Here is a 23,919-nt window from a genome sequence, read left to right as displayed (position 1 = left end):
GCAGAGATGAACCGTCCTCTCCTCGAAAGGTGCCACCCATGCCCGAGCCGCGCCTGCTCATCGGCCCGTTGCTGCGTCGGGTCGTCGGCACCCGGGCCACGGTGTGGGTGGAGACCAGCGGGTCCGCGGTGGTCACCGTCCGCACGGCCGACGGCGCCACCGGCTCCGCGCCGACCTTCTCCGCGTACGACCACCACTACGCGCTGGTGGTGGTGGAGGGGCTCACCCCGGACCACGCCACCAGCTACGAGGTGCTGGTCGACGACGAGCTGGTCTGGCCGGTGGCCCGCGACGGGTTCCCGCCCAGCGTGATCCGGACCAGGGCGGCCGACGACCGGGACCAGCCGGTCAGCCTGATCTTCGGGTCGTGCCGGGAGACCACCCAGCACAACACCACCCGCAAGCTGCCCCCGGACGCGCTGGACGCGTACGCCCGGCGGCTGATGGCCGCGCCCGACCCGGACGACCTGCCCGACCTGCTGGTGCTGCTCGGTGACCAGGTCTACGCCGACGTGACCTCGCCCACCGTCAGGCGGCTGCTCAAGCGGCGTCGGCGGCGGCCGAAGGACGCCCCGGCCGACCAGGTGGTGAGCTTCGACGAGTACACCAAGCTCTATCTGGAGTCGTGGCGTGACCCGGAGATCCGTTGGCTGCTCTCCACCGTGCCGAGCGTGATGATCTTCGACGACCACGAGGTGATCGACGACTGGAACACCTCGAAGTCGTGGCGGGCCGACATGCGCCGGCAGGCCTGGTGGGCCGAGCGGATCCGCAGCGGGCTGGCCTCCTACTGGGTCTACCAGCACCTGGGCAACCTGGCCCCGGACGAGATCGTCGCCGACCCGCTCTACGCCAAGGTGCTCGCCGCCGGGGACGCCACCGACGTGCTGCGGGAGTTCGGTGAGCGGGTCGACCGGGAGGCCGACGAGGCGCACGACACCGAGCGCTGGCGGGCCGTGCAGTACCAGTGGAGCTACGCGCTGGACCTGGGCCGCACCCGGCTGGTCATGCTGGACAACCGGTGCAGCCGGGTGCTCGAACCGGGCGGCCGGTCGATGCTGCCGGCCGGCGAGTGGTCCTGGTTCCTGGACCGGGCGCACGGCGTCTACGACCACCTGGTGATCGGGGCGTCGCTGCCCTGGCTGCTGCCGCCGGGAATCCACCACGTGGAGGCGTGGAACGAGAGGCTGGCCGACTCCGGCAGGCCGTGGCTGGCCGGGCTGGCCGAGAAGCTGCGCCGGGCGCTCGACCTGGAGCACTGGGCCGCCTTCCGCCGCTCGTTCGACGCCCTCGGCGCCCTCTTCGCCCGGCTGGGCAGCGGCACACCGGCCACGGCCGGCGACCGGGTCGGCGCCGGCCCCGCGTACCCGGCGCCAGCCTCGATCAGCGTGCTCTCCGGCGACGTGCACCACTCGTACGTGGCCCGCGCCCGGTTCGACGACCCGGCGGTGCGTACCCCGGTGCACCAGCTCACCTGCTCGCCGATCCACAACCAGGTGCCGGCGGCGATGCGCCCGCTGATGAAGCTGGGGTGGAGCGCCGGGCCGGCGGCGGCCACCCGGGCGCTGGCCCGCTCGGCCGGCGTGCGCCGCCCGACGGTGCGCTGGAAGAAGCTCGCCGGACCGTACTTCGGCAACGCGGTGAGCACGCTGCGCCACCGGGGGCGGGAGGCCGAGGTGCTGATCGAGGGGACCACCAGTGACGGGCACCTCCGAGAAGTTGCCCGGCAGCAACTTTCCTCGGCGAAGTGACTTCTGACACGTACCCTCGGTCCCGTGGACGATCATCTCCCCGAGACCCTGCGCGTGCTGGAACACGAACTGGCGGCCCTGCTGCGCCGGGGTCGAGCGTTGTCCTGGGAGATCGCCGGAGAGGTGCACCCCAACCTGGAGCCCAACGCGTACGGGTTGCTGCTCTGGCTGCGGCGGTCCGGCCCGACCCGGCTCACCGACCTGGCCGCCCTGCTGGGCATCGGTAAGGGCACGCTGAGCCGGCAGATCCAGGGGCTGGAGACGCTGGGCCTGGTGCGCCGCGATCCCGACCCGGACGACCGGCGCGCGGCGCAGCTCCGGCTGACCGGGGAGGGCACCCGACGGTTCGACACGGCACGGGCGGCCCGGATGGAGCAGATCAACCGGTCTCTGGAGACCTGGCCGAAGCGGGACGTCGAGGAGTTCGCCCGGCTGATGCACCGGTTCAACGAGACGTTCTGAGGCCCGGCAACGGGCGGCGGGTGGGGGCGGCCACGCCGCCCCCCGCGCCGTCCCGGCCGGAATAGCGGTCCGTCGCCTCCGGTTGTTGCTTGAGGCAACAAAAGATTACGGTTGCCCGAGGCACCCTTTTCACCACCGGAGGCAGCGACGATGACCCAGGCGACAGCGCCCACCAGGGCGACCGGTGTCGAGATGACCCACCGGCAGATCCTGGAGGCCCTCTCCGGACTGCTGCTGGGCATGTTCGTCGCGATCCTCTCCTCCACGGTCGTCTCCAACGCGCTGCCGCGGATCATCACCGAGCTGAAGGGCGGCCAGTCCGCCTACACCTGGGTGGTCACCTCGACCCTGCTGGCGACCACGGCGACCACCCCGATCTGGGGCAAGCTCGCCGACCTGACCAGCAAGAAGATCCTGGTCCAGCTCTCCCTGGCGATCTTCGTGCTGGGTTCCGTGCTGGCCGGACTGTCCCAGTCGACCGAGCAGCTCATCGCCTGCCGGGTGCTCCAGGGCGTCGGCGCGGGCGGCCTCACCGCCCTGGCTCAGGTGATCATGGCGACGATGATCGCTCCCCGCGAGCGCGGCCGGTACAGCGGCTACCTCGGCGCGGTGATGGCCGCCGGCACCATCGGCGGCCCGCTGATCGGCGGCGTCATCGTGGACACCTCCTGGCTCGGCTGGCGCTGGTGCTTCTACGTCGGCGTGCCGTTCGCCATCGCCGCCCTGGTGGTCCTCCAGAAGACCCTGCACCTGCCGGTGGTCAGGCGTCAGGTGAAGATCGACTGGTGGGGTGCCACGCTGATCACCGCCGCCGTCTCGCTGCTGCTGATCTGGGTCACCCTGGTCGGCGACCGGTACGACTGGCTCTCCTGGCAGAGCGCCGTCATGGTGACCGGCGCGGTCGGGCTCGGCGTGCTCGCCGTCCGGGTGGAGAACCGGGCCAGCGAGCCGATGATCCCGCCCCGGCTGTTCCGCAACCGCACCATCACCCTCGCCGTCGTGGCCAGCATCGCGGTCGGCGTCGGGATGTTCGGCGCATCGGTCTTCCTCGGCCAGTACTTCCAGATCAGCCGGGGCGAGAGCCCGACCATGTCCGGCCTGATGACCATGCCGATGATCCTCGGCCTGCTGGTCTCCTCCGTCGTCGTCGGCCGGATCATCACCCGGACCGGCCGCTGGAAGCGCTACCTGGTCGCCGGTTCGGCGCTGCTCACCGCCGGGTTCGCACTGATGGGCACGATCCGCTACGACACCCCGTACTGGCACCTCGCCCTCTACATGGCGCTGATCGGCCTCGGGCTCGGCATGACCATGCAGAACCTCGTGCTCGCCGTGCAGAACACGGTCAGCGCCCACGAACTCGGCGCGGCCAGCTCGGTGGTGGCCTTCTTCCGCAGCCTCGGCGGCGCGGTCGGGGTCTCCGTGCTCGGCGCGGTCCTCGGCCACCGGGTCAAGGACTACATCGCCGACGGCCTGGCCGGGCTCGGCCTGCCCGGGGCCGGCTCGGGCAGCGGCGGCGTGCTGCCCGACGTGCACACCCTGCCGGGTCCGGTCCGGATCGTGGTGGAGAGCGCCTACGGCCACGGTGCCGGCGACATCTTCCTGGCCGCCGCCCCGTTCGGGCTGATCGCCCTGATCGCGGTGATCTTCATCAAGGAGATCCCGCTGCGCCAGCACACCGGGGACGCCCTGACCGACACCGTCGCGCAGGAGTCCGCCGTGGCGGCCTCGGCCGGAGCGGCGGTGGTCCGCACCGGGAACCGGGACTGACCGTCGGGGCGTGGGCGGTGCCCCGGACCGAAACCGGCTCGCGGAATGTCGGACCGGACGGCGAGGATGACGGCATGACCTGGAGAGCGCCGGAGATCACCCGGACCCCTGAACTCCCCGTCGGCGACGAACGGGCCATGCTGGAGAGCTGGCTCGACTACCACCGGCAGACCCTGCTGCTCAAGTGCGCCGGGCTGACCGCCGAGCAGTTGCGCACCCCGAGCGTGGAGCCGTCCGGGCTGACCCTGCTCGGGCTGGTCCGGCACCTGGCCGAGGTGGAGGCCTGGTGGTTCCGGGAGAACTTCGCCGGGCAGCAGGTCGACTACCCGTACTTCACCCCCGGGAACCCGGACGCCGACCTCGACGTGAGCGACGCCGACGCCGAGGCCGACCTCGCCACCTACCACGAGCAGGTCGCCCTGGCCCGGGCCGCCGCCGCCGGCCGCTCGCTCGACGAGACGTTCACCGAGGTCGGCGCCAAGAAGCGGACCTTCAGCCTACGCTGGGTCTACCTGCACCTGATCGAGGAGTACGCCCGGCACAACGGCCACGCCGACCTGCTCCGGGAACGCCTCGACGGGGTCACCGGCGAGTGATCCGGTGGCCGGCTCGGCGCGGCCCACTCCCCGGGGTCAGCAGCCCAGCGCCGCCCGCAGGTACCGCAACCCCTCCGGCCCACTCCACCGGTACGCCGACAGCCCGGCCGCCCGCGCCCCCCGGACCGCCCAGTCCTCGTCGTCGACGAAGAGCACCCGGGCGGGCAGGGTCTCCAGGGCGGCGCAGGCCGCCTGGAAGTACTCCTTCGCCGGCTTGTGCACCCCGACGACCGAGGAGTTGACCACCACGTCCAGCTCGCCCACCAGACCCAACTCGGCGAGGTCGGTGTCGAGCAGGTCGGTGGCGTTGGTGCCCAGCCCGACCCGGATCCCGGCGGCCCGCGCCGCGCGGACGAAGGCCAGCACGTCGGCGTCGACCTCGCCCCGGTAACGCTGCCACTGCTCGACCGCCGCCCGCGCCCGCTCCGGGCCGACCGACTCGGTCAGCGCGTCGGCCACGCTGGACACCCAGTCGGCGTGACTGACCTGGCCGGTCAGCACCGGCTGGAGCCGCCCCCAGTGCATGGCGATCTCGCCGAGCACCCCGGCGGAGAGGCCGTATTCCCGCTCGATGCCGGCGGCCACCGCCGGATCCCAGTGCCGCAGTACGCCGTCGAAGTCGAGCAGGAGTGCCGTCGGCCGTTCCCGTGCCACTACTGGTTCTCCTCAGTTCGGTCGGACCGCTCGTCGTCGGTCCGGTTGAGCCGTTGGCTGATCACCTGGGTGACGCCGCTGCGCATGGTGACGCCGTAGAGCGCGTCGGCGATCTCCATGGTCCGTTTCTGGTGGGTGATGACGATCAACTGGCTCTTCTCCCGCAACTGGGCCAGCAGGGTGATCAGGCGGCCCAGGTTCACGTCGTCGAGGGCCGCCTCCACCTCGTCCATGATGTAGAACGGGCTGGGCCGGGCCCGGAAGATCGCCACCAGCATCGCCACCGCGGTCAGCGAGCGCTCGCCACCGGAGAGCAGCGACAGCCGCTTGATCTTCTTGCCGGGCGGCCGGGCCTCCACCTCCACACCGGTGGTGAGCAGGTCGTCGGGTTCGGTGAGGATCAGCCGGCCCTCACCGCCGGGGAAGAGCACGGTGAAGACCTGCTCGAACTCGCGGGCGGTGTCGGCGAACGCACTGGCGAAGACCTCCAGGATCCGCTCGTCCACGTCCTTGACCACGGTGAGCAGGTCACGCCGGGTCGCCTTGAGATCCTCCAACTGCTCGGAGAGGAACTTGAAGCGCTCCTCCAGGGCGGCGAACTCCTCCAGCGCCAGCGGGTTGACCTTGCCGAGCAGGGCCAGCTCCCGTTCCGCCTTGGCGGCCCGCTTCTCCTGCACCGGCCGCTCGTAGCGGACCGGCTCGGGCACCGGCAGCCCGTCACGCTCGGCCGTCGCGACGTCCACCGGGGTCGGCGGGACGGGCTGGGTCGGGCCGTACTCGGCGACCAGGGTCTCCACGTCCAGGCCGAAGTCCTCGGCGGCCTTGGCCTCCAGCTGCTCGATGCGCAGCCGTTGCTCGGCGCGGGCCACCTCGTCCCGGTGCACCTGGCTGGTCAGCCGCTCCAACTCCGCGCCGAGCCGCTTGGCCGCGCCGCGTACCTCCTGGAGTTCGGCCTCCCGGGCGGCGCGTTCGCGGGCGACCGCGTCGCGGTGCTCCTCGGCCCGCGCGATGGAGGTGCCGAGCCGGGTCAGCGCCTCGCGGGCGCCGCCGACCACGGCGCGGGCGATCGCCGCCCCCCGGGTCCGCGCCGCCCGCCGCGCCGCCGCCCGTTCCCGGGCCGCCCGCTCGGCGGTGGCCTGGCGGGCCAGCGAGTCGGCCCGGCCGGCGATCGAGGCGACCCGCTCCTCGGCGGTACGCACCGCGAGCCGGACCTCCATCTCGTTCTGCCGGGCCCGGGGCACCAGCGCGGCGAGCTGGTCCCGTTCCTCGGTGGAGGGTTCCGCGTCGATCGGGGTGTCCTCGGCGAGCCGCAACCGTTCCGCCAGCTCGGCGAGGGCGGCCAGGTCCCGTTCCCGGGCTGCCTCGGCGCGGGACCGGCTCTCGCCGAGCCGGTCGGTCTCCGCCTTCGCCGACCGGGCCGCCGCGCCGAGTTCGGCCAGCCGGCGGGCGGCGGCGTTACGGTGGCTCTCCGCCTCCCGTTTCGCGGCGGCGGCGTGCTGCACCGCCTCCTTCGCGGCGGCCACCTCGGCCCGCGCGTCGACGAGCTGTTCCCGCAGTTCGGCGGCCGTCCGCTCGGCGGTGTGCCGGTTGGTACGGGCCTCCTCCACGGCGGCCTGCACCTCGATGAAGCTGGCCGCCTTGGCCGACCCGCCCGCCGCCGCGTACGCCCCGACCACGTCCCCGTCCGGGGTGACCGCGCGCAGTTCGGGGTTGCCGGCGACCAGCTCGGCGGCGGCGGCGAGGTCGTCGACGAGCGCCACGTCACGCAGCGCCCGGTGGACGGCGGGACGCAGCTCGGCAGCGCATTCCACCAGGTCCGGTGCCCACCGGGCGGACTCCGGTAGCCGGGGGCGCAGCGCGTCGGCGGAGCCGGTCATACCCGGCCCGGCGGGGCTGCCGACCAGCAGACCGGCCCGCCCGGCGTCGGTGATCTTCAGCAGCCGCATCGCCTCGACGGCCTCGTCGACCCCGCTGACCGCGACCGCGTCGGCGAGCCCGCCGAGCGCGGCGGCGAGCGCCGCCTCGTGGCCGGGGGCCACGGTGAGTAGTCCGGCCAGGCTGCCCAGCAGGCCGGGCACCTCGTCGGCGCGGGCGAGCAGCGCCCCGGCGCCGTCCTTGCGCCGCAGGCCGAGGGCGAGTGCCTCCTCGCGGGCCTTCCAGGTCGCGGCGTCCTTCTCGGCGGCCCGCTCGGTGTCGGTCAACGCCCGCACGACGGCCTGCGCCCGCTCGTGGGCGGCCACCGCTTCGGCGTGCCGGTCGTCGAGTTCGGCGTTGTCCCGGTCGGCCTCGGTGGACTGTTCGGCCACCGCGTCCAGCTCGGCCTGGGCCTGGTCGGCGCGGGCCAGGGCGTCGGCGTGCGCGGCGGCGAGCCGGTCGATCTCCTCACCGGCGCTGGTGGTCCGGGCCTGCGCGGAGTTCACCTGGCCGGTCAGCCGGGCCAGCCCCTCCCGCCGGTCGGCGATCGCCTTGGCCGCGGCGACCAGTTCCCGCTCGGCGGCGGCGAGCTGGCGTTCCAGCTCCTGCCGGTGCTCGACGGCCTCGGCGAGCCGGATCTGGTCGTCGGTGAGCGCCGCGCGTAGCTCCTCCTCCTGCTCGCGGACCCGCTGCGACTCGGCCTCCAACTGGTCGGGGTCGCGGCCGGGGCGTTCGTCGTCGCCGGTGGCGCTGAGGTGGCGCAGTCGTTCCCGGGCCAGTTGCTCCACCGAGCGGAACCGTTCGGAGAGCGCGGAGAGCTTGTACCAGGTGTCCTGCGCGGTGGCGAGCAGCGGCGCGTCCTCGGCGAGCGCCGCCTCCAGTTCGCCGAGACGGGCCTGGACCTCGGCGTGCTCGCCCTCGATCTCCTCGCGTCGGCTCCGCAGCGCCGTCTCGTCGGCGATCTCCTTGTCCAGGGTGGCCCGCAGGGTGTAGAGGTCGTCGGCGAGCAGCCGGAGCCGGGCGTCGCGCAGGTTGGCCTGGATGGCGGCGGCCCGGCGGGCCACCTCGGCCTGCCGGCCCAGCGGCTTGAGCTGGCGGCGCAGCTCGGCGGTGAGGTCGGTCAGCCGGTTGAGGTTCACCTGCATCGCGTCGAGCTTCCGCAGCGCCTTCTCCTTGCGCTTGCGGTGCTTGAGGACGCCGGCCGCCTCCTCGATGAACGAGCGGCGGTCCTCCGGCTTGGCGTGCAGCATGCCGTCGAGCCGGCCCTGGCCGACGATGATGTGCATCTCCCGGCCGATGCCGGAGTCGCTGAGCAGCTCCTGGATGTCGAGCAGGCGGCAGGAGTCGCCGTTGATCTCGTACTCGCTCTCGCCGGAGCGGAACATCCGGCGGGTGATGGAGACCTCGGTGTACTCGATCGGCAGCGCGCCGTCGGTGTTGTCGATGGTGAGGGTGACCTCGGCCCGACCCAGCGGTGCCCGCCCGGCGGTGCCGGCGAAGATGACGTCCTCCATCTTGCCGCCGCGCAGCGCCTTGGCGCCCTGCTCGCCCAGCACCCAGGCGATGGCGTCGACGACGTTGGACTTGCCGGAGCCGTTCGGGCCGACCACGCAGGTGATCCCGGGCTCCAGCTTCAACGTCGTGGCGGAGGCGAAGGACTTGAACCCCTTCACCGTCAGACTCTTGAGATGCACCTACTCGATCCTCGTCCGGTGGCCACCGCAGGCGTCGCGGGCTGCGCGGACCTGGTGAACCCGCAGACTAACCCGTCGGTGCGGGGTGACCGGCACGCGACCCGCCCCGGCCCGGGACGCCGACGCCCCGCCCGGTCGGCAGGAATGGTCGAGTGTGTTACGCCACATCGGGCGTCAAGATCGCGAATTGGTGATCAGCGAAATGCGCCGGAGACAGCACTGCGCGCCGGCACAATAGTGTCGGCGCGCTTTTTCGCGGTGGTGCTGTTCAGTTTTCTGCGGATCCGAAGATCAGGTGAGCGCCGGCTCGGCCAGCCGGAGAAGGTCGTCGACCTCCACCGCGGCCGCCGCGAGCCGATCGTTGTCGGCACGCAGGCGCGTGATCTCGAACTCCAGAGCCTGCACCCTGGAACGCAGTCGGGTGACCTCGTCGAGCAGACGCCGGTCGGGCGCTGCACCTACGTGGCCGTAGAGGGCCTTCGCCATGCTGACTCCTTGATATGCGCTGCCGGAAAAGCCGGCCAACGCGCGCCCATTTCGTGTTCGCGACTACTACCAGGCCATCGGAATCCGGGCGTGGCTGGGCGCGACTGGCGACACCTATATATTGGGCGACAACCCGCCGTTCGTCAAGTTCTCGCAGGCCGTAGATCATCTACACGCCTACCCTGACCGCTGCGCCGGGGGCCGCAAGGCTCGGACACTCTCTGTCCGGACTTCTTGACTCTACGCCTTCCCACCCGGGTACGGTCACCCTGGACGGCTGTCCCGCCTTAACTCTTCCTTAGCCGCATTGCTGCTCCCGTCGCCGCCGCCGTAGCGTCACCCCGGCCCGCAACCGACCCGTGGAGGCGACAGGCGTGTACGGCTCGACCGATCCGAACGACCCGGACGCCGCGTACCGACGGCCGCAGCCGTCGGCGGACGACCCGGCCTGGCTGACCGACCGCCCCGAGCCCCGCTCGGCGTACCTCTTCGGTGACGACCCGGTACACGAGACTCCGGGACACCACGCCCCGACGCACGAGGCTCCGGGACACGAGGCCCCGGGACACGACGGGCCGGCACACCCCCACTCGGGCGGGCGCTCCGGGGGCGGACGGGACCGGTGGGACGACCACGGCGGGCCGGCACACTCCACGCCCTCCGGCGACGCCTGGGCCGACTCCGCACCCGGCCGTCAGCCGACGGAGCCGACCGCACGGTGGCGGGACCAGCAGGTCGGCCAGGGGTCGGCCGGTGCGACCGGCCGGTGGCGGGACGAGCCGACCGGACAGTGGACCGGCGAGCCCACCGGGCAGTGGGGAGCCGCCGGACGGACCGGGAGCCGGCCGGACGCGCCGACCGGACCATGGCCGGGCGAGCAGGCCGAGCCGTGGCGGAGCGAGCAGACCGGGCAGTGGCACGGAGAACAGAGCGGGCCGTGGCCGGGCGGAGAGGCCGAGCCCTGGCGGGACGAGCAGACCGGGCAGTGGCACGGAGAGCACGACGACGCCCAGGCCGGGCGGTGGCACGGCGAACAGACCGGACAGTGGGCCGACGAGCACGCCGGACAGTGGCACGGAGAGCGCGCCGGGCAGTGGCACGACGACCAGGCCGGGCAGTGGGCCGGCGAACAGACCGGGCGGCAGTGGGCCGGCGAACAGACCGGGCAGTGGCACGGAGAGCCGGCCGGGCAGTGGGACGACGGGACGGCCGGGGTCGCCGGGCGGCCCGGTCCCTGGGGGAACGAGGCGGACGGGCGGACGGCAGACCGGGCCGGGGTCGCGCCGTGGTCCGCCGATCCCGAGCCGGACGCCACCGCGCTCGCCCCGGCGGTCGTGCCGGTCGGTGGGCGGCCGTCGACGAACGCACCCGCCCGGCCGCGCCGCCGGCTGAAGCGTCCCCTGCTCATCGGCGGGGCCGCCGCCACGGCGACCCTGGCGGTGAGCCTCGGTGTCGGCGCGCTGATGCTGCCCGACGACGGGCCCACCGACCGGGCCGCCCTCGACGAGCCGGTGGCCACCGCGCCGGTCGTCTCGGACACCGGCCCGGCCACCACCGCCCCGGCCTCCCCCTCCCCCAGCGCGTCGCCGAGCCCGGCCACGGCGTCGCCGAGCCCGTCGCCGAGCCGGACCGCCACGCCGACCCCCGCCCCGAGCCGCACCGAGCCGGCTTCCCGGCGGACCACCCGGGGTGGTGACATCCCCACCGCGGCCCCCACCACCCGGGCCGCGGTCAGCGGTGGCGGCGGGGGCAGCCAGACCCAGCAGGTCGTCGACCTGGTCAACGCCGAGCGGGCCAAGGCCGGCTGCGCCGCCGTCACCGTCGACGAGAAGTTGACCCTCGCCGCCCAGCGGCACAGCCAGGACCAGGCCGACCACAAGACCATGACGCACACCGGCAGCGACGGCAGCGACGCCGGGCAGCGGCTGGACCGCGCCGGCTACTCCTGGCGCACCTACGGGGAGAACGTCGCCTGGAACCAGCCGACCCCGGCCGCGGTGATGAACGCCTGGATGAACAGCTCCGGCCACCGGGCCAACATCCTCAACTGCGCGTTCACCGAGATCGGCGTCGGCGTGGCCAACGGCAACGGGCCGTACTGGACGCAGGACTTCGCCGCCCCGCGCTGACCAGCGAAACGAACGCCCCCCGGTGACGACGTGCCCGCATCGTCACCGGGGGGCGTTCGTTGCACCGGGTGAGGGGTGCGGCGGGCACCGCACCGGACCCGGGAGCTGCCGATGCGCGTCCGGCTGCCAGCGTCCGCGACGCACGGTGGGGGGTCCGCCGCGTCCGCCCGGCCCCGACGCCGCCGGGCGCTACCGGCCGCCGTGGCGCTGGCCCTGCTGACCCCGGTGTACGCCTGCCGGCCCGATCTCGGGCCACCCGGCGCACCGACCCCCTGGCCGCCCGCCGCCGCCCGGCAGTGGCGGTGGCAGTGGCAGCTCACCGGACCGGTCGACACCACCGTCGAGGCCGACGTGTTCCTCCTCGACCCGGTCCGGGTGAGCACCGCCGAGACCGGGGCGCTGCGGCGGCGGGACCGGCGGCTGATCTGTCACGTGCCGGTCGGGACGTACGCCGGGACCGACCCGGACGCCGGGCGCTACCCGGCAGCGGTCGGAGGTGCCGCGGCCGGGCGGCCCGGGAGCCGGTGGGTGGACGTCCGGCGCTGGGAGCTGCTGCGTCCCGTGCTGGCCGACCGGTTCCGGCTCTGTCGGGGCAAGGGGTTCGGCGCGGTGGCCCTCGTCGACGCGGACGGGTACGCCCACCGGTCGGGCTTCCCGCTCGACTTCGACGACCAGTTGGCGTTCAACCGACGGTCCGCCGGGCTGGCCCGGAACCTGGGCCTCTCCCCGGGCCTGGTCGGCGACGTCGCGCAGGTGGCCGCGCTGGCGCCGGACTTCGACTTCGCGGTCGACGAGGAGTGCGTCCGGCTGCGCCGCTGCGCCAGGCTGCTCCCCTTCGCCGACGCGGACAAGCCGGTGTTCCAGGTCGAGTACGTCGGCGATCCGGCGCGTTTCTGCGTGACGACCGTCGGCTACGGCTTCGCCTCGATCCGCAAGAACCGCACCCTGGACGCCTGGCGGGCACCGTGCCCCAGCCCGCCGGGGCCGGTGCCCGGCACACCCGGCTGACCCGGACCGCAGGTCGCGGTCCGGGTCACCCGTCGCCGCCTGCCCCCTCGCCGCACCACCCGGGCGGGCGGTCACGGCACCGCACCACCCCGGCGGGCGGCCGGCGGCGGGTGGGCCGGTCAGTGTGCCCCGACCAGCTCCGGCGTCGGCTCGGCGGGCGGGGTGGTCGGTGGGGTGGCGGCGGGCCGCCCGCGCCCGCGCAGGAAGCGGGGTGCCCACCAGTTGGCTCCGCCGAGCAGGGTCATCACCGACGGCAGCACCACCGCCCGGATGATCGTGGCGTCCAGCAGGATCGCCGCGGCCAGCCCGATACCGAGCTGCTTCATGTCGATCGTGCTGAGCGAGGCGAAGATCGCGAACACCCCGACCATCACGATCGCCGCGCTGGTCACCACCCCCGCCGAGGAGGTGATGCCGTACGCCACCGCGTCGGCGTTGGACCTGCCGGCGCGGACCGCCTCCCGGATCCGGCTGACCACGAAGACGTGGTAGTCCATGGAGAGCCCGAACAGCACCACGAACAGGAACAGCGGCAGCCAGGAGACGATCGCCCCCATCGAGGTGAAGCCGAGCAGGTCCTGCGCCCAACCGCCCTGGAAGACCAGCACCAGCAGGCCGTAGGCGGCTCCGGCGGAGAGCAGGTTGAGCAGGATCGAGGTGAGGGCCACCACGACCGACCGGAACGTCCAGGTCATCACCAGGAAGGTCAACGCCAGCACGAAGGCCATCACCAGTGGCAGCTTCTCCCGGATGTGCCGGGCGTAGTCCTCGCTGGCGGCCACCCCGCCGCCGACGGCGTACTCGACGCCGGGGACGCCGCGCAGGGCGGCCGGCAGCAGGTCGGTGCGGAGTTCGTGCAGCGACCGCACCGCCCGGTCGTCCCGGCTGGCGTACGGGGTGGCCACCTCCAGCACCGACACCCGGCGGTCCGCCGACACCTCGATCTTCGGGCCGTCCGCCTCGACCGGGGCGAAGAGCGGGTCGGCGGCGGCGTTGCGGGCCAGCCCGGTCAGCGCGGCACGTACCTGGTCGGCCTGGTCGGCCGGGGCGCGGACGGCGACCGTGTGGCTGGTGCCGGTGCCCGGGAAGGCGGCGGTCAACCGGTCGTACGCCTGCATCGCCGGGGTGGTCCGGGGCAGGTCCTCCATGCCGGGGAACTTCAGCTTCATGCCGAGTGCCGGGGCGGCCAGGGCGAGCAGCAGCCCCACCGAGACGATCAGGGTGGCCCGGGGGGCGCGCAGCGCGGGCCGCAGCACCGCCGGCCAGAACCGGGGTCGGGCGGGCTGCCCGTGCCGGCCGGTGCGGGGCGCGGTGAGCCGCCACAGCAGGGGCACCCTCGGCCGGTCGACCCAACGGCCCAGCTTGGCCAGCAGCGCCGGCAGCACGGTCAGCGAGCCGGTCACCGCGACGGCGACCACCAGGATCGAGCCGACGGCGAGGGAGGAGAAGACCACGTCGTCGGCGAGCAGCAGTCCGGCCATCGAGATGATCACCGCGAAGCCGGAGACGACCACGGCGTGCCCGGACGTCTCGGCGGCGATCTCCACCGCGTCCAGCCCGGACCGGCCCTTCGCCCGTTCCTCCCGTTCCCGCCGGACGTAGAACAGCGAGTAGTCCACTCCGACGGCCATCCCGATCAGCAGGATCACACTGGCCGTGGTGTCCGTGGCGGGCACCAGGTGGGAGGCGAGGGTGGACAGTCCCATCGCGGCGGCCACCGAGGAGAGTGCCAGCAGCACCGGCACCCCGGCGGCGATCAGCGCGCCGAAGGCGACGATCAGGATGGCCAGGGTGACCGGCAGGCTGAGCAGCTCGGCCCGCTTGAAGTCCCGCCCCAGCGTGTCGTCCAGCGCCTGGTTGATCGACGGGCCGCCGACCTGCTCGACCCGGAGCTGCGGGTGGGCCGCCTGGGCGGCGGCGGTGGCGTCGCGCAACGGCTGCACCCGGTCGGCGGCGGTCTCCGGGTCACCGGCCATGGTGATCGGCACCAGCAGCGCGGCCCCGTCCCGTGACGGCACCGGCTCGCCCACCGAGGCCACCCCGGCGACCTGTCGCAGCCGTTCGGTCGCGTCGGTCGCCGCGGCCTGCGCGGCGGCCCGGTCGAGGGTGCCGGTACGCGGGGTGATGAGGACGTTCTCCACCGCCGGATCGGTGAACCTGCCCTCCGTGACGATCACGTCGGCCCGGCCGGACTCGCCGATCGCCTGGTCCGCGGCGGTGGCCTCGTTGAGCCCGGCGGCGTTGCCGCCGACGAAGCACACCGCCACGAAGACCACCCAGAGTGCGATCGCACGCCACGGGTGCTCGGCGCTCCACCGCGCCAACCGCACCGTCACCGGTCTGCCGCCCATCGTCGTCCCCTTCCCGCCGACGCCCTGCCGACCGTGCTGACGGTAGGGACCGCGGCGGTGGGGCACATCGGGGAACGTCCCCGGCCCGTCCCCGACGGCGCGGGAGCGGTCGGGGACGCACCGAGAGGGGACGGACCGTCGGGATCGGGGAAAATCCGGCGACGGTACGCCGTGACACACCGGCGCAACCCCGAACCGGCTCGGGGTCAGCCCCTGAGGGCTCCCCGGGGGCGGGGCTGACAGCGGGGACAGCTGTACGACGACCGGTTCATGAACGCCTCCCGGCGGATCGGCGCACCGCAGCGGCGGCAGGGCCCGCCCTCCCGCCCGTAGACGTTCAGCGACCGGTCGAAGTAGCCGCTCTCCCCGTTGACGTCGACGTACAGGTCGTCGAAGCTGGTGCCGCCCTGCTTGATCGCCTCGCCGAGGACGTCCCGCACGTGCCCGAGCAGCCGGCCCGCGGCGGGGGCGGTCAGCGCGTCGGTCGGGCGGGCACCGTGCAACCCGGCCCGCCACAGCGCCTCGTCGGCGTAGATGTTGCCCACCCCGGAGAGCAGGGTCTGGTCCAACAGGGCGCGCTTGACCTCCGTACGGCGGCGGCGCAGCGCGGCGACGAACCCGGCGTCGGAGAACTCCGGGTCCATCGGGTCACGGGCGATGTGGGCGATCTCGGCGGGCAGCTCGGCACCGCCCTCGCTGACCGCCAGCCCACCGAAGGTCCGCTGGTCGACGAAGCGGAGCTGCGGCCCGTCGTCGGCGAACCGGAACCGGACCCGCAGGTGCAGCTCGTCGGCCGCCTCGGCCGGCTGGAGCAGCAGTTGCCCCGACATGCCCAGGTGGCCGACGAGCGCGTCCCCGCTGTCCAGTGGCAGCCAGAGGTACTTGCCGCGCCGCCGCACGTCGGTCACCGTCCGACCGGCCAACACGTCGGCGAAGTGCGCCGCGCCGGGGACGTGCCGTCGGACGGCCCGGGGGTGGCGCACCTCCACCGAGGCGATCCGCCGGCCGGTGACCCACTGGGCCAGCCCCTGCCGGACCGTCTCGACCTCGGGCAGTTCAGGCACGGCCCAGCCCCGCCTCGGCGGTCTCGTCGGCCACCGGCTCCCGCGTACCCGCCGACCCGTCGGTCCCGTACGCCCGGCCCGCCCCGTTGGTCCCGTGGACGTCCGGGTCGGCGGCGGTCGACCCGCCGGTGTCGGACTGCCCGACGGCGGCAGCCGACCCGGCGGCGTTCGTGGCGGCGGCGGTCGTGGCGGCGGGGTCGGGCTGCTCGGCGGCGACCCGGTCCCGCTCGGCCTGCTCGGTGAGTTCCCGCCAGGCCGCCTCGGCCGCCCGCTGCTCGGCCTCCTTCTTGCTGCGTCCCTCGGAACCGCCGTAGCGGTTGCCGGCCACCACCACCCAGGCGGTGAAGGTCTTGAGGTGGTCCGGGCCGGTGCCCTCGATCCGGTACTCGGGCACGCCCAGCCCCAGCGCGGCGGTCAGCTCCTGGAGGCTGGTCTTCCAGTCCAGCGCGGCGCCCCGGCCCGCCGACTCGGCCATCAACGGGTCGAACAGCCGGTGGATGACGATCGCCGCGGTGTCCAGGCCGTACTGGAGGTAGATCGCGCCGAGCAGCGCCTCCAGGGTGTCGGCGAGGATGCTGGCCTTGTCCCGCCCGCCGGTGCTCTCCTCCCCCTTGCCGAGCAGCAGGTAGGCGCCGAGACCGTCCGGGCCGAGACCCCGGGCCACGTCGGCCAGGGCGCGCATGTTGACCACGCTGGCCCGTAGCTTCGCCAGTTGCCCCTCGGGCAGGTCCGGGTGGTTGCGGAACAGCGCCGTGGTGATCACCACGCCGAGCACCGAGTCACCGAGGAACTCCAGCCGCTCGTTGGTGGGCAGCCCGCCGTTCTCGTACGCGTACGACCGGTGGGTCAGCGCCCGCTCCAGCAGCTCGGCGTCGAGTGTCAGCCCGAACGCCGCCTCCAGGTGGCCGACGGGCGCACGCCGCCGCTTGTCGTTGGTCATGTCCCTACCTCTGCTTCGTTCCCGACTCCGGGCGCGCGGAATCACCGACCGCACGCCGGGCAACCTGTTCGATCACGATCGTGGCGCCGGCCGACCCACGGCCGCCGCTCACGGCCGCCGCTCCGGCTCGCGGTGGTCCGCGGCGGGGTGGCCGGCGGGCCGGGCCGGTGGTTCCCCGCCGTCCTGGTCGGTGCCGTCGCCGCCGGGTAGCAGCGGGATCTGTTCCCGGACCCGGTCGGTGGCCCGGCGACGCCAGAGGTGGGCGGCCAGGGCGATCCCGGAGGCGACGTCCTCGGGGGTCGCCGCGCCGTGGCAGACCACCACGGTGCCGGCCACCCCGAGCAGGGCCGCCGCCCGTGGTGCGCCACCGCTGGCGGGCGGCCCCCCGGCCATGGCGTACGCCCCCTCGATGGCCTTGAGCAGCACGTTGCCGGTGAAGCCGTCGGTGACCACCACGTCGGCCCGGACGCCGAGCGCCACGTCGTACCCCTCGACCAGGCCGACGTAGCGGGCACCGCAGGGCAGCGGCGCGGCGGCGAGCAACGGATCGGCGGTCCGGCGCGGGCGGTCCCCCTTTCCGGCCTCGGTGCCCACCGACAGCAGGCCGACCCGGGGCGCGGCGACGGCGTGCGCGACGGCGGCGTAGGCCGCGCCGAGCACGGCGTGCCCGACCAGGGTGGCGGGCCGGGGTTCCAGCGAGCCGCCGACGTCGAGCAGGACCACCGGGCCGGAGACGGCGGGCAGGGTGGCCACCAGGGCGGGGCGGCGCACGTCGGCCCAGCGGCCGAAGCCGAGGGCGGCGGCGGAGACGGTGGCACCGGTGGAGCCGGCGGAGACGAGCGCGTCGGCGGCGCCGTCGCGGACGGCGGAAACCGCCGCGCGGACGGTGCTGTCGGCGCGGGGGGCGTGGTCGGCCGGACCGGCGGCGGTGCGGGTCGCCCGCACCGTGATCCTGGTCCGCTCGGCCGGGGTCAGGGCGTCGACCACCCCGGCCGCGGCCTCGATCGGGCCGACGAGCAGCAGGTGCAGGTCCGGGTCGGCACGCACGGCCCGCAGAGCGCCGTCAACCACGACGGCGGGAGCATCGTCCCCGCCGAGGAGGTCAACGGCGATCCGCGCGGTGCCCGGCTCCGCCGTGACACCGGCCGGGGCGGGCCGGCCGGCGTCGGACGGGGCCGGGGCACCGGGCGATCGCCTGGGTGCGCGCACCACCCGACCCGTCGTCGGGGGCGTCACTCGGCGTCCAGGTCAGACCTCGAGAACCTGGCGGCCGTTGTACGTGCCGCAGACGGAGCACGCCGCGTGCGGCAGCTTGGGGGACTTGCACTGCGGGCAGGCAACGGTCGCGACCGCGGCCACCTTCCAGTTCGCCCGGCGGGACCGGGTGTTGCTGCGCGACATCTTGCGCTTCGGGACGGCCACGGTTCCTACTCCTCTGTACGGTTCAGTTGCGACAGGCTCGCCCAACGCGGGTCGATCTGCTGGTGGCTGTGATCGGCCGGCAGATCGTCCCAGTGCACCCCGCACTCGGGGCACAGTCCTGGGCAGTCCTCCCGGCAGAGCGGGTTGGTCGGCAGCGTGAGCACCACCGCGTCCCGCAGCGCCGGCTCCAGGTCGATCAGATCGTCCTGCATCCGGCCCACCTCGTCCTCGTCGGTCGTGATGTCCGTGGTGCTGTTCTCGTACGCGTACAGCTCCTGGACGTTCACGGTCAACGAGTAGTCGATCGTACGCAGGCAACGGCCGCACTCGCCCTGGACGGGACCGGTGACGGTCCCGGAGACGAGCACGCCCTCGGACACCGACTCCAACCTCAGATCGAGGTCGAGGTCCGCGCCCGCCGGCACGCCGATCAACTCCACGCCGAGGTCCACCGGTGCCGGCACGACCCGCCGATGCGTACGCAACGCACCAGGGCGACGCGGCAGGTCCCTCGTGTCGAGGACCAGCGGCGCCCTGGGGTTGAGTGATGATGGCGAGTGTTTGGGCATAGTCAGACTCCGGCCGGTGAGAGGCCGACAAAAAAGGTTACCTGGGCGGCCACCGGGTCGTCGAACCGGGGGCGACGCCCGACCCGTCCGTCGGTGGGATGAGGTGCCGCTCAGAAGGGTAACGGGCGTTCCGCCTCGTCCCCACCGAAGGTGCCGATCTCGCGCAGCGCGTGCATCTTGTCCCGCCCGCGCTCGATCGACGCCAGCGCCCGGGTGAGGAACTGCTCGAAGTTGGCCAGCGCGGTGTCGACGTAGTCGTCGACCTCCTCCCGCAGCCGCTGCGCCTCGGCGCGGGCCTCGGCGATGATCCGCGCCCCCTCGTGCTCGGCGGAGACGGTGATCTCGTTCACCGACACCAGTCGGGCGTGTTCCGCCTCACCCTCGCTGATGATCCGGTCGGCCTCCCGCTTGCCGGCCTCCATGATCTTGTCCCGTTCCTCCAGGAGGGCGGCGGCGCGGCGCAGGTCGGCGGGGAGGTCGGCCCGCATCTCGTCGAGGGCGGCGATCATCTCTCCCCGGTCGACCATGCAGTTGTTGCGCGACATCGGGACGGAGCGCGCCTGCTCCACCATGGTGATCAGTTCGTCGATGCGATCGAGCGGGTCCACCGGTACCTCACTCCTGTCGTTCGTCGGCCGACCTACATGATGCGGCCTGCGCCCGGCTTCGGCGCTGCACCACATGATGTCGTGCTCCGGCCACCACCGCCGTCACCACCCCGGCCCGACGCGCCGCCGGACCCGACGACGCCCGGCCCGGGTGGTCAGGGGCGGGGGACGGTGAGCCGGGCCGTGAGCGCCCGGCGGACCGTGTCGGGGACGTGCGAGGAGATGTCGCCACCCCACTTGGCCACGTCCTTGACCAGGCTGGACGAGAGGAACGAGTACAGCGGGTTGGTCGGCATGAACAGGGTCTCCACGCCGGCCAGGCCGATGTTCATCTGGGCCATCTGCAACTCGTAGTCGAAGTCGCTGACCGCCCGCAGGCCCTTGATCAGCACACTCGCCTCCTGCGCGCGGCAGAAGTCGACCAGCAGGCCCCGGAAGGACTCGACCCGCACGTTGCCGTACGAGGAGGTCACCTCGCGGAGCATGTCGATCCGCTCCTCGACGGTGAACAGGCCGCTCTTGGACTGGTTCACCAGCACACCGACGATCACCTCGTCGAAGAGCCGACTGGCCCGTCCGACGATGTCCAGGTGTCCGTTGGTGACCGGGTCGAAGGAGCCGGGGCACACCGCACGTCTCATGATCGGCGACCGTACCAAAGAGTGGTCTCGCCGTAACGCCGGCTGCGCCCGGCGGTGATGCCCCGCACCCAGTCGACCGGGCCGGTACGGGTCGACCGCTCGACCACCACCAGCGCGTCGGCGGCGAGCCAGCCGTGCTCCACCAGCGCGGTCAGCAGGGCGGTGACCTCGGCGTCCGGCACCGCGTAGGGAGGATCGGCGAAGATCACGTCGTACGGCCCGCCGTCGGGGCCGGCCGCGAGCACGCCAGCCACCTTGCCGGTGACCAGCCGGGCCGTCGGGGCGGCCCGGAGCGCGGCCACGTTCTCCCGGATCACCCGGGCGGCCCGGGGATCGGATTCGACCAGCAGCACGTGCCCGGCCCCCCGGGACAGCGCCTCCAGTCCGACCGCGCCGGAGCCGGCGTACAGGTCGGCGAAGCGGCTGCCCACCAGCTCCACCTCGGCGGCGACGGCGCTGAACAGCGCCTCCCGCACCCGGTCGGAGGTGGGTCGGGTGCCGGCCCCGGCGGGCGCGGCGATCCGCCGCCCACCGAGCGTGCCGGCCACGATCCGGGTCACCGTCTCCCCCTGTCCATGCCTGCGACGCTACGCGAAGCCCGGAGCGGGCGGGCGGCACGGTGGACGGCCGCTTCGTGTCCATCCGATCACCTGGAGTACATCAATGATGTCAAATAGATAACAACGCGCACGGGTCATCCTGTGCGCTGTGCCCGCCTCCGTAGGCCCACTAAGGTCTGCCCGGTGCCGGTGCCGCTCCGCCGGCCGGGGCGCCGGAAGGCGCCGTCGCGGCGCTCCGCACGCGCACCGCGACCAGGCAACGCCACCCCCGTCGCGCCCCTGACGCATCCTCACCCCGGGAGTACGCGTGATCCGTCCCCAGCTGTCGCTCCGGCGACCGCTCGCCGTGACCGCCGCCGCCCTGGCCGGCCTGGCCACGGTCCTCGCCTGCACCGCCCCGGCGAGCGCCGCCCCGGCCTCGCCGACGCCGACGGCCACCCCCACGGCGACCGCCGCACCGAGCCCGACCGCGACCGTCGGGTCGGGCGAGCCGCCCTGCGTCGCCGCCGCCGACGCGCGCTACACGCACACCTTCGACGGCCCGGCGGGCAAGGCCTCGATCACCCTGACCAACGGCCCGCTCTGCCGCGGCCAGGAGCAGGAGCTGGCCCTGGTGTCGTACGTGACGCCGTCGGCGAAGTTCGCCGTCCCGCAGTACGTGCTCGACAAGTCGATCAAGAAGTTCACCGGGGTCGCCCCGGGCGAGCTGGGGGTGGCCACCCTCGACTTCGCCGTCGAGGTGCCGAACTGCTACACCCAGGTCGACTTCGTCTTCGGCAGCAAGCTGATCGACCCGCTGACCGACACCAGCGACCGGTACGGCGACCGCAAGGTCGGCAGCCCCACCGGCATCGGCGCCCGCTCCACCGGCCCGCGCGCCTGGTTCAACGGCGGCTCGGGCACCTGCTCGGCCGCGCCCGAGGTGATCGCCGAGTCCGACTGCGACGGCAACGTCGAGCTGACCCTGGTCAACCGCAGCGGCAACGCCGACGCGACGTTCACCATCACCGGCAGCGGCGGCTTCACCGACAAGGTGACCGTCCCGCTGCGCAAGATCGAGAAGCGGAAGCTCAGCGCCGGGGAGGCGCAGGAGATCACCGTGGCCGCCACCGGCATGAAGGACTTCACCGGCGGCTGGCAGAAGCCCGAGGACTGCCAGCAGCCCGAGGTCGGCACGCCGGACGCCAGCTACGAGTCCACCTGCGACAAAATGGTCTTCCGGATCAGCAACCCGGAGGACGGCACCTCGCTGACCTCGGTCTTCACCCCCAACAAGGGTGAGCCCAAGAAGCTGACCGTCGAGCCCGGCCGGACCGGCACGGTCAGCTTCCCGGCCAGCAAGGGCCTCACCGTCACCGTCACCGGCGACCTCGACTCCGGCGGCCCGCTCAAGTGGGAGCAGCCGAAGGACTGCCCGTCCACCGGTGGTGGTGGTGCCGGCGGCGGTGACCAGGACGGCGGCCTCCCGGTGACCGGCGCGGCGGCCGGTGCCATCGCGGCCGGCGCCGCCGCGCTCCTGACGGCCGGCGCGGTGCTCTTCGTCGTCGCCCGACGCCGCCGGATCCGCTTCACCGCCTGACCCGCGGCACCCCCACAGGGCGCGTCGACCCACCGGTCGACGCGCCCTGTGCGTTGCGGGCTTGACCCTGACGCAACGGCAACCCCGGATGCTGATGCCGTGCCCACGACAGCATCGACCGAACCGCCGGCCACCGGCGGACCCGCCATCCGAATCCGGGGTCTCCAGAAGTCCTACCGCGAGCTGCACGTGCTGCGCGGGGTGGACCTCGACGTGGCCCGGGGCAGCATCTTCGCCCTGCTCGGCTCCAACGGGGCCGGCAAGACCACCGTGATCCGCATCCTGTCCACCCTGCTCAAACCGGACGCCGGCACGGCCCACGTGCACGGCCTCGACGTCACCACCCGGGCGGCCACGGTGCGGGAGTCCATCAGCCTGACCGGTCAGTTCGCCGCCGTCGACGAGATCCTCACCGGCCGGGAGAACCTGGTGCTGGTCGCCCGGCTGCGGCACCTGAGACACCCCGGCCGGATCGCCGACGACCTGCTCGAGCGCTTCATCCTGACCGACGCCGCCGGCCGCCGGGTGTCGACGTACTCCGGTGGCATGCGCCGTCGCCTCGACATCGCGATGAGCCTGGTCGGCGAACCACCGGTGATCTTCCTCGACGAACCGACCACCGGACTCGACCCGCAGGGCCGGTTGGAGGTGTGGCAGGCCGTCCGGGAACTCGCCCGGCAGGGCACCACCGTGCTGCTCACCACGCAGTACCTCGACGAGGCCGAGCAGCTCGCCGACCGGATCGCCGTCCTGCACGACGGGCGCATCATCGCCGACGGCACCCTGGCCGAGCTGCGCCGACTGCTCCCGCCCGCCACCGTCGAGTACGTCGAGAAGCAACCGACGCTCGAGGACGTCTTCCTCGCCATCGTCGGCGGGAACGGCACCGGCACCGGCACCACCGTGGACACCGCCGCCCCGACGGCACGAGCGACTGAGGACCCCCGATGACCCGACACCTCCTCGGTGACACCGCCGCCCTGCTGGGGCGTTCGCTGCGGCACATCAGCCGCAGCCCGGACACCATCATCACCACCTCGATCATGCCGATCGCGTTCCTGCTGCTCTTCGTCTATGTGTTCGGCGGCGCGATCGAAACCGGCTCCGACCGCTACGTCGACTACCTGTTGCCCGGCATCCTGCTGATCACGGTCGTCTCCGGCATCTCCTACACCGCGTACCGGCTGTTCCTGGACCTCAAGAGCGGCATCTTCGAGCGGTTCCTGTCCATGCCGGTCGCCCGCTCGGCCGTACTCTGGGCGCACGTGCTGACCTCGCTGGTCGCCAACCTGATCTCGCTGGTGCTGGTGGTGCTGGTGGCCCTCGCCATGGGCTTCCGCTCCGGGGCCGGCGTGCCGGCCTGGCTGGCGGTCGCCGGCATCATGCTGCTGTTCACCCTGGCGCTGACCTGGCTCGCGGTCATCCCGGGCCTGACCGCCACGTCCGTCGACGGCGCGAGCGCGTTCTCCTACCCGCTCATCCTGCTGCCCTTCGTCAGCTCGGCCTTCGTGCCCACCGAGAGCATGCCCGGCCCGGTGCGGGCCTTCGCCGAGCACCAGCCGGTGACGTCCATCGTGAACACGATCCGCGCCCTCTTCGCCGGGCAGCAGGTCGGTGGCGAGGTGTGGACCGCGCTCGCCTGGTGCGCCGGCATCCTCGTCGTCGCGTGGGGCGGCGCGATGGCCGTCCACCGCCGCAAGGTCGGTTGACGGTGCCCCGGC

The 23,919-nt window shown here is 73.5% G+C and carries 20 protein-coding genes and 1 pseudogene; 9 read left to right on the top strand and 12 right to left on the bottom strand.

Translation table 11 applies throughout. From position 1 onward, the window contains the following. The first annotated feature begins 38 nt into the window (after positions 1 to 38). The 4 genes from O7612_RS08250 (at position 39) to O7612_RS08235 (ending at position 4,579) form a co-directional block, all read left to right on the top strand. Positions 39 to 1,751: an alkaline phosphatase D family protein gene (locus O7612_RS08250; RefSeq protein WP_282271926.1), complete on the top strand. Its 1,713-nt coding sequence runs from the start codon at positions 39 to 41 to the stop codon at positions 1,749 to 1,751. 24 nt (positions 1,752 to 1,775) lie between these two features. Then, positions 1,776 to 2,213: a MarR family winged helix-turn-helix transcriptional regulator gene (locus O7612_RS08245; RefSeq protein ID WP_282271925.1), complete on the top strand. Its 438-nt coding sequence runs from the start codon at positions 1,776 to 1,778 to the stop codon at positions 2,211 to 2,213. Positions 2,214 to 2,363: 150 nt separating this feature from the next. Continuing rightward, on the top strand, positions 2,364 to 3,983 hold the full coding sequence (locus O7612_RS08240; protein WP_282271922.1) for an MDR family MFS transporter: 1,620 nt from the start codon (positions 2,364 to 2,366) through the stop codon (positions 3,981 to 3,983). Between the two features lie 74 nt (positions 3,984 to 4,057). Continuing rightward, positions 4,058 to 4,579: a DinB family protein gene (locus tag O7612_RS08235; protein WP_282271920.1), complete on the top strand. Its 522-nt coding sequence runs from the start codon at positions 4,058 to 4,060 to the stop codon at positions 4,577 to 4,579. Between the two features lie 36 nt (positions 4,580 to 4,615). Here the strand turns inward: O7612_RS08235 and O7612_RS08230 are convergent, their stop codons facing one another. From O7612_RS08230 to O7612_RS08220, 3 genes are all read right to left on the bottom strand, one after another. Further along, the gene (locus O7612_RS08230) at positions 4,616 to 5,233 is read right to left on the bottom strand and encodes an HAD-IA family hydrolase (protein WP_282271918.1); all 618 of its coding nucleotides are present in this window, start codon (positions 5,231 to 5,233) and stop codon (positions 4,616 to 4,618) included. Further along, complete coding sequence (gene smc, locus O7612_RS08225) at positions 5,233 to 8,841, bottom strand: chromosome segregation protein SMC (protein WP_282271916.1); 3,609 nt, start codon at positions 8,839 to 8,841, stop codon at positions 5,233 to 5,235. Before smc ends, O7612_RS08230 begins: the two co-directional genes overlap by 1 nt. 291 nt (positions 8,842 to 9,132) lie before the next feature. Then, a complete protein-coding gene (locus O7612_RS08220; protein WP_282271914.1) occupies positions 9,133 to 9,327 on the bottom strand; it encodes a hypothetical protein in 195 nt (64 codons plus the stop codon). Positions 9,328 to 9,701: 374 nt separating this feature from the next. On the opposite strand from O7612_RS08220, the gene O7612_RS08215 reads away from it, so the two are divergent. Then, complete coding sequence (locus O7612_RS08215; protein WP_282271912.1) at positions 9,702 to 11,456, top strand: CAP domain-containing protein; 1,755 nt, start codon at positions 9,702 to 9,704, stop codon at positions 11,454 to 11,456. 111 nt (positions 11,457 to 11,567) lie between these two features. Beyond that, positions 11,568 to 12,464, top strand: a complete 897-nt coding sequence (locus tag O7612_RS08210; RefSeq protein WP_282271910.1) for an endo alpha-1,4 polygalactosaminidase — start codon at positions 11,568 to 11,570, stop codon at positions 12,462 to 12,464. 119 nt (positions 12,465 to 12,583) lie between these two features. Here O7612_RS08210 and O7612_RS08205 read toward each other — a convergent pair whose 3' ends face one another. From O7612_RS08205 to rsmD, 9 genes and pseudogenes are all read right to left on the bottom strand, one after another. Then, the gene (locus O7612_RS08205) at positions 12,584 to 14,815 is read right to left on the bottom strand and encodes an MMPL family transporter (protein ID WP_282271908.1); all 2,232 of its coding nucleotides are present in this window, start codon (positions 14,813 to 14,815) and stop codon (positions 12,584 to 12,586) included. Between the two features lie 206 nt (positions 14,816 to 15,021). Continuing rightward, the gene (gene mutM / locus O7612_RS08200; RefSeq protein WP_282271906.1) at positions 15,022 to 15,879 is read right to left on the bottom strand and encodes a bifunctional DNA-formamidopyrimidine glycosylase/DNA-(apurinic or apyrimidinic site) lyase; all 858 of its coding nucleotides are present in this window, start codon (positions 15,877 to 15,879) and stop codon (positions 15,022 to 15,024) included. A gap of 223 nt (positions 15,880 to 16,102) precedes the next feature. Continuing rightward, positions 16,103 to 16,819 (bottom strand): annotated as a pseudogene (gene rnc, locus O7612_RS08195) (ribonuclease III); the annotation flags it as partial. Between the two features lie 108 nt (positions 16,820 to 16,927). Beyond that, positions 16,928 to 17,932 (bottom strand): phosphate acyltransferase PlsX, encoded by a 1,005-nt coding sequence (locus O7612_RS08190; RefSeq protein ID WP_282273839.1) that lies wholly within the window; start codon positions 17,930 to 17,932, stop codon positions 16,928 to 16,930. Between the two features lie 135 nt (positions 17,933 to 18,067). Continuing rightward, the gene (rpmF, locus tag O7612_RS08185; protein WP_067305365.1) at positions 18,068 to 18,241 is read right to left on the bottom strand and encodes a 50S ribosomal protein L32; all 174 of its coding nucleotides are present in this window, start codon (positions 18,239 to 18,241) and stop codon (positions 18,068 to 18,070) included. A 5-nt stretch (positions 18,242 to 18,246) separates the two neighbouring features. Then, positions 18,247 to 18,810, bottom strand: coding sequence for a YceD family protein (locus O7612_RS08180; RefSeq protein ID WP_282271899.1), 564 nt, complete (start codon positions 18,808 to 18,810; stop codon positions 18,247 to 18,249). Between the two features lie 110 nt (positions 18,811 to 18,920). Further along, positions 18,921 to 19,418, bottom strand: coding sequence for a hypothetical protein (locus tag O7612_RS08175; RefSeq protein ID WP_067305370.1), 498 nt, complete (start codon positions 19,416 to 19,418; stop codon positions 18,921 to 18,923). Positions 19,419 to 19,573: 155 nt separating this feature from the next. Beyond that, positions 19,574 to 20,059, bottom strand: coding sequence for a pantetheine-phosphate adenylyltransferase (coaD, locus tag O7612_RS08170; RefSeq protein ID WP_282271896.1), 486 nt, complete (start codon positions 20,057 to 20,059; stop codon positions 19,574 to 19,576). Further along, positions 20,056 to 20,619 carry a 16S rRNA (guanine(966)-N(2))-methyltransferase RsmD gene (gene rsmD, locus O7612_RS08165; RefSeq protein WP_282271894.1) on the bottom strand — a complete coding sequence of 188 codons (564 nt, stop codon included), beginning with the start codon at positions 20,617 to 20,619 and terminating at the stop codon, positions 20,056 to 20,058. Before rsmD ends, coaD begins: the two co-directional genes overlap by 4 nt. 307 nt (positions 20,620 to 20,926) lie before the next feature. On the opposite strand from rsmD, the gene O7612_RS08160 reads away from it, so the two are divergent. From O7612_RS08160 to O7612_RS08150, 3 genes are all read left to right on the top strand, one after another. Then, a complete protein-coding gene (locus O7612_RS08160) occupies positions 20,927 to 22,198 on the top strand; it encodes a hypothetical protein (protein ID WP_282271892.1) in 1,272 nt (423 codons plus the stop codon). A 99-nt stretch (positions 22,199 to 22,297) separates the two neighbouring features. Beyond that, positions 22,298 to 23,149, top strand: coding sequence for an ATP-binding cassette domain-containing protein (locus O7612_RS08155; RefSeq protein ID WP_282271890.1), 852 nt, complete (start codon positions 22,298 to 22,300; stop codon positions 23,147 to 23,149). Beyond that, positions 23,146 to 23,907 (top strand): ABC transporter permease, encoded by a 762-nt coding sequence (locus tag O7612_RS08150; protein ID WP_282271888.1) that lies wholly within the window; start codon positions 23,146 to 23,148, stop codon positions 23,905 to 23,907. Before O7612_RS08155 ends, O7612_RS08150 begins: the two co-directional genes overlap by 4 nt. The last annotated feature ends 12 nt before the right edge of the window (positions 23,908 to 23,919 follow it).

The organism is Micromonospora sp. WMMD987, from assembly GCF_029581435.1.
Classification (GTDB): Bacteria; Actinomycetota; Actinomycetes; order Mycobacteriales; family Micromonosporaceae; genus Micromonospora; species Micromonospora rifamycinica.
The sequence above is the reverse complement of the archived record's forward strand: the minus strand, read 5'-3'. Positions and strand labels throughout refer to the sequence as shown.

What these genes read in the sequence shown, in the direction of transcription:
- O7612_RS08210 (WP_282271910.1), top strand. Translation starts at nt 11,568, where the DNA reads ATGCGCGTCCGGCTGCCAGCGTCCGCGACGCACGGTGGGGGGTCCGCC.
- O7612_RS08240 (WP_282271922.1), top strand. Translation starts at nt 2,364, where the DNA reads ATGACCCAGGCGACAGCGCCCACCAGGGCGACCGGTGTCGAGATGACC.
- O7612_RS08250 (WP_282271926.1), top strand. Translation starts at nt 39, where the DNA reads ATGCCCGAGCCGCGCCTGCTCATCGGCCCGTTGCTGCGTCGGGTCGTC.
- O7612_RS08220 (WP_282271914.1), bottom strand. Translation starts at nt 9,327, where the DNA reads ATGGCGAAGGCCCTCTACGGCCACGTAGGTGCAGCGCCCGACCGGCGT.
- O7612_RS08235 (WP_282271920.1), top strand. Translation starts at nt 4,058, where the DNA reads ATGACCTGGAGAGCGCCGGAGATCACCCGGACCCCTGAACTCCCCGTC.
- O7612_RS08205 (WP_282271908.1), bottom strand. Translation starts at nt 14,815, where the DNA reads ATGGGCGGCAGACCGGTGACGGTGCGGTTGGCGCGGTGGAGCGCCGAG.
- coaD (WP_282271896.1), bottom strand. Translation starts at nt 20,059, where the DNA reads ATGAGACGTGCGGTGTGCCCCGGCTCCTTCGACCCGGTCACCAACGGA.
- O7612_RS08180 (WP_282271899.1), bottom strand. Translation starts at nt 18,810, where the DNA reads ATGCCCAAACACTCGCCATCATCACTCAACCCCAGGGCGCCGCTGGTC.
- O7612_RS08150 (WP_282271888.1), top strand. Translation starts at nt 23,146, where the DNA reads ATGACCCGACACCTCCTCGGTGACACCGCCGCCCTGCTGGGGCGTTCG.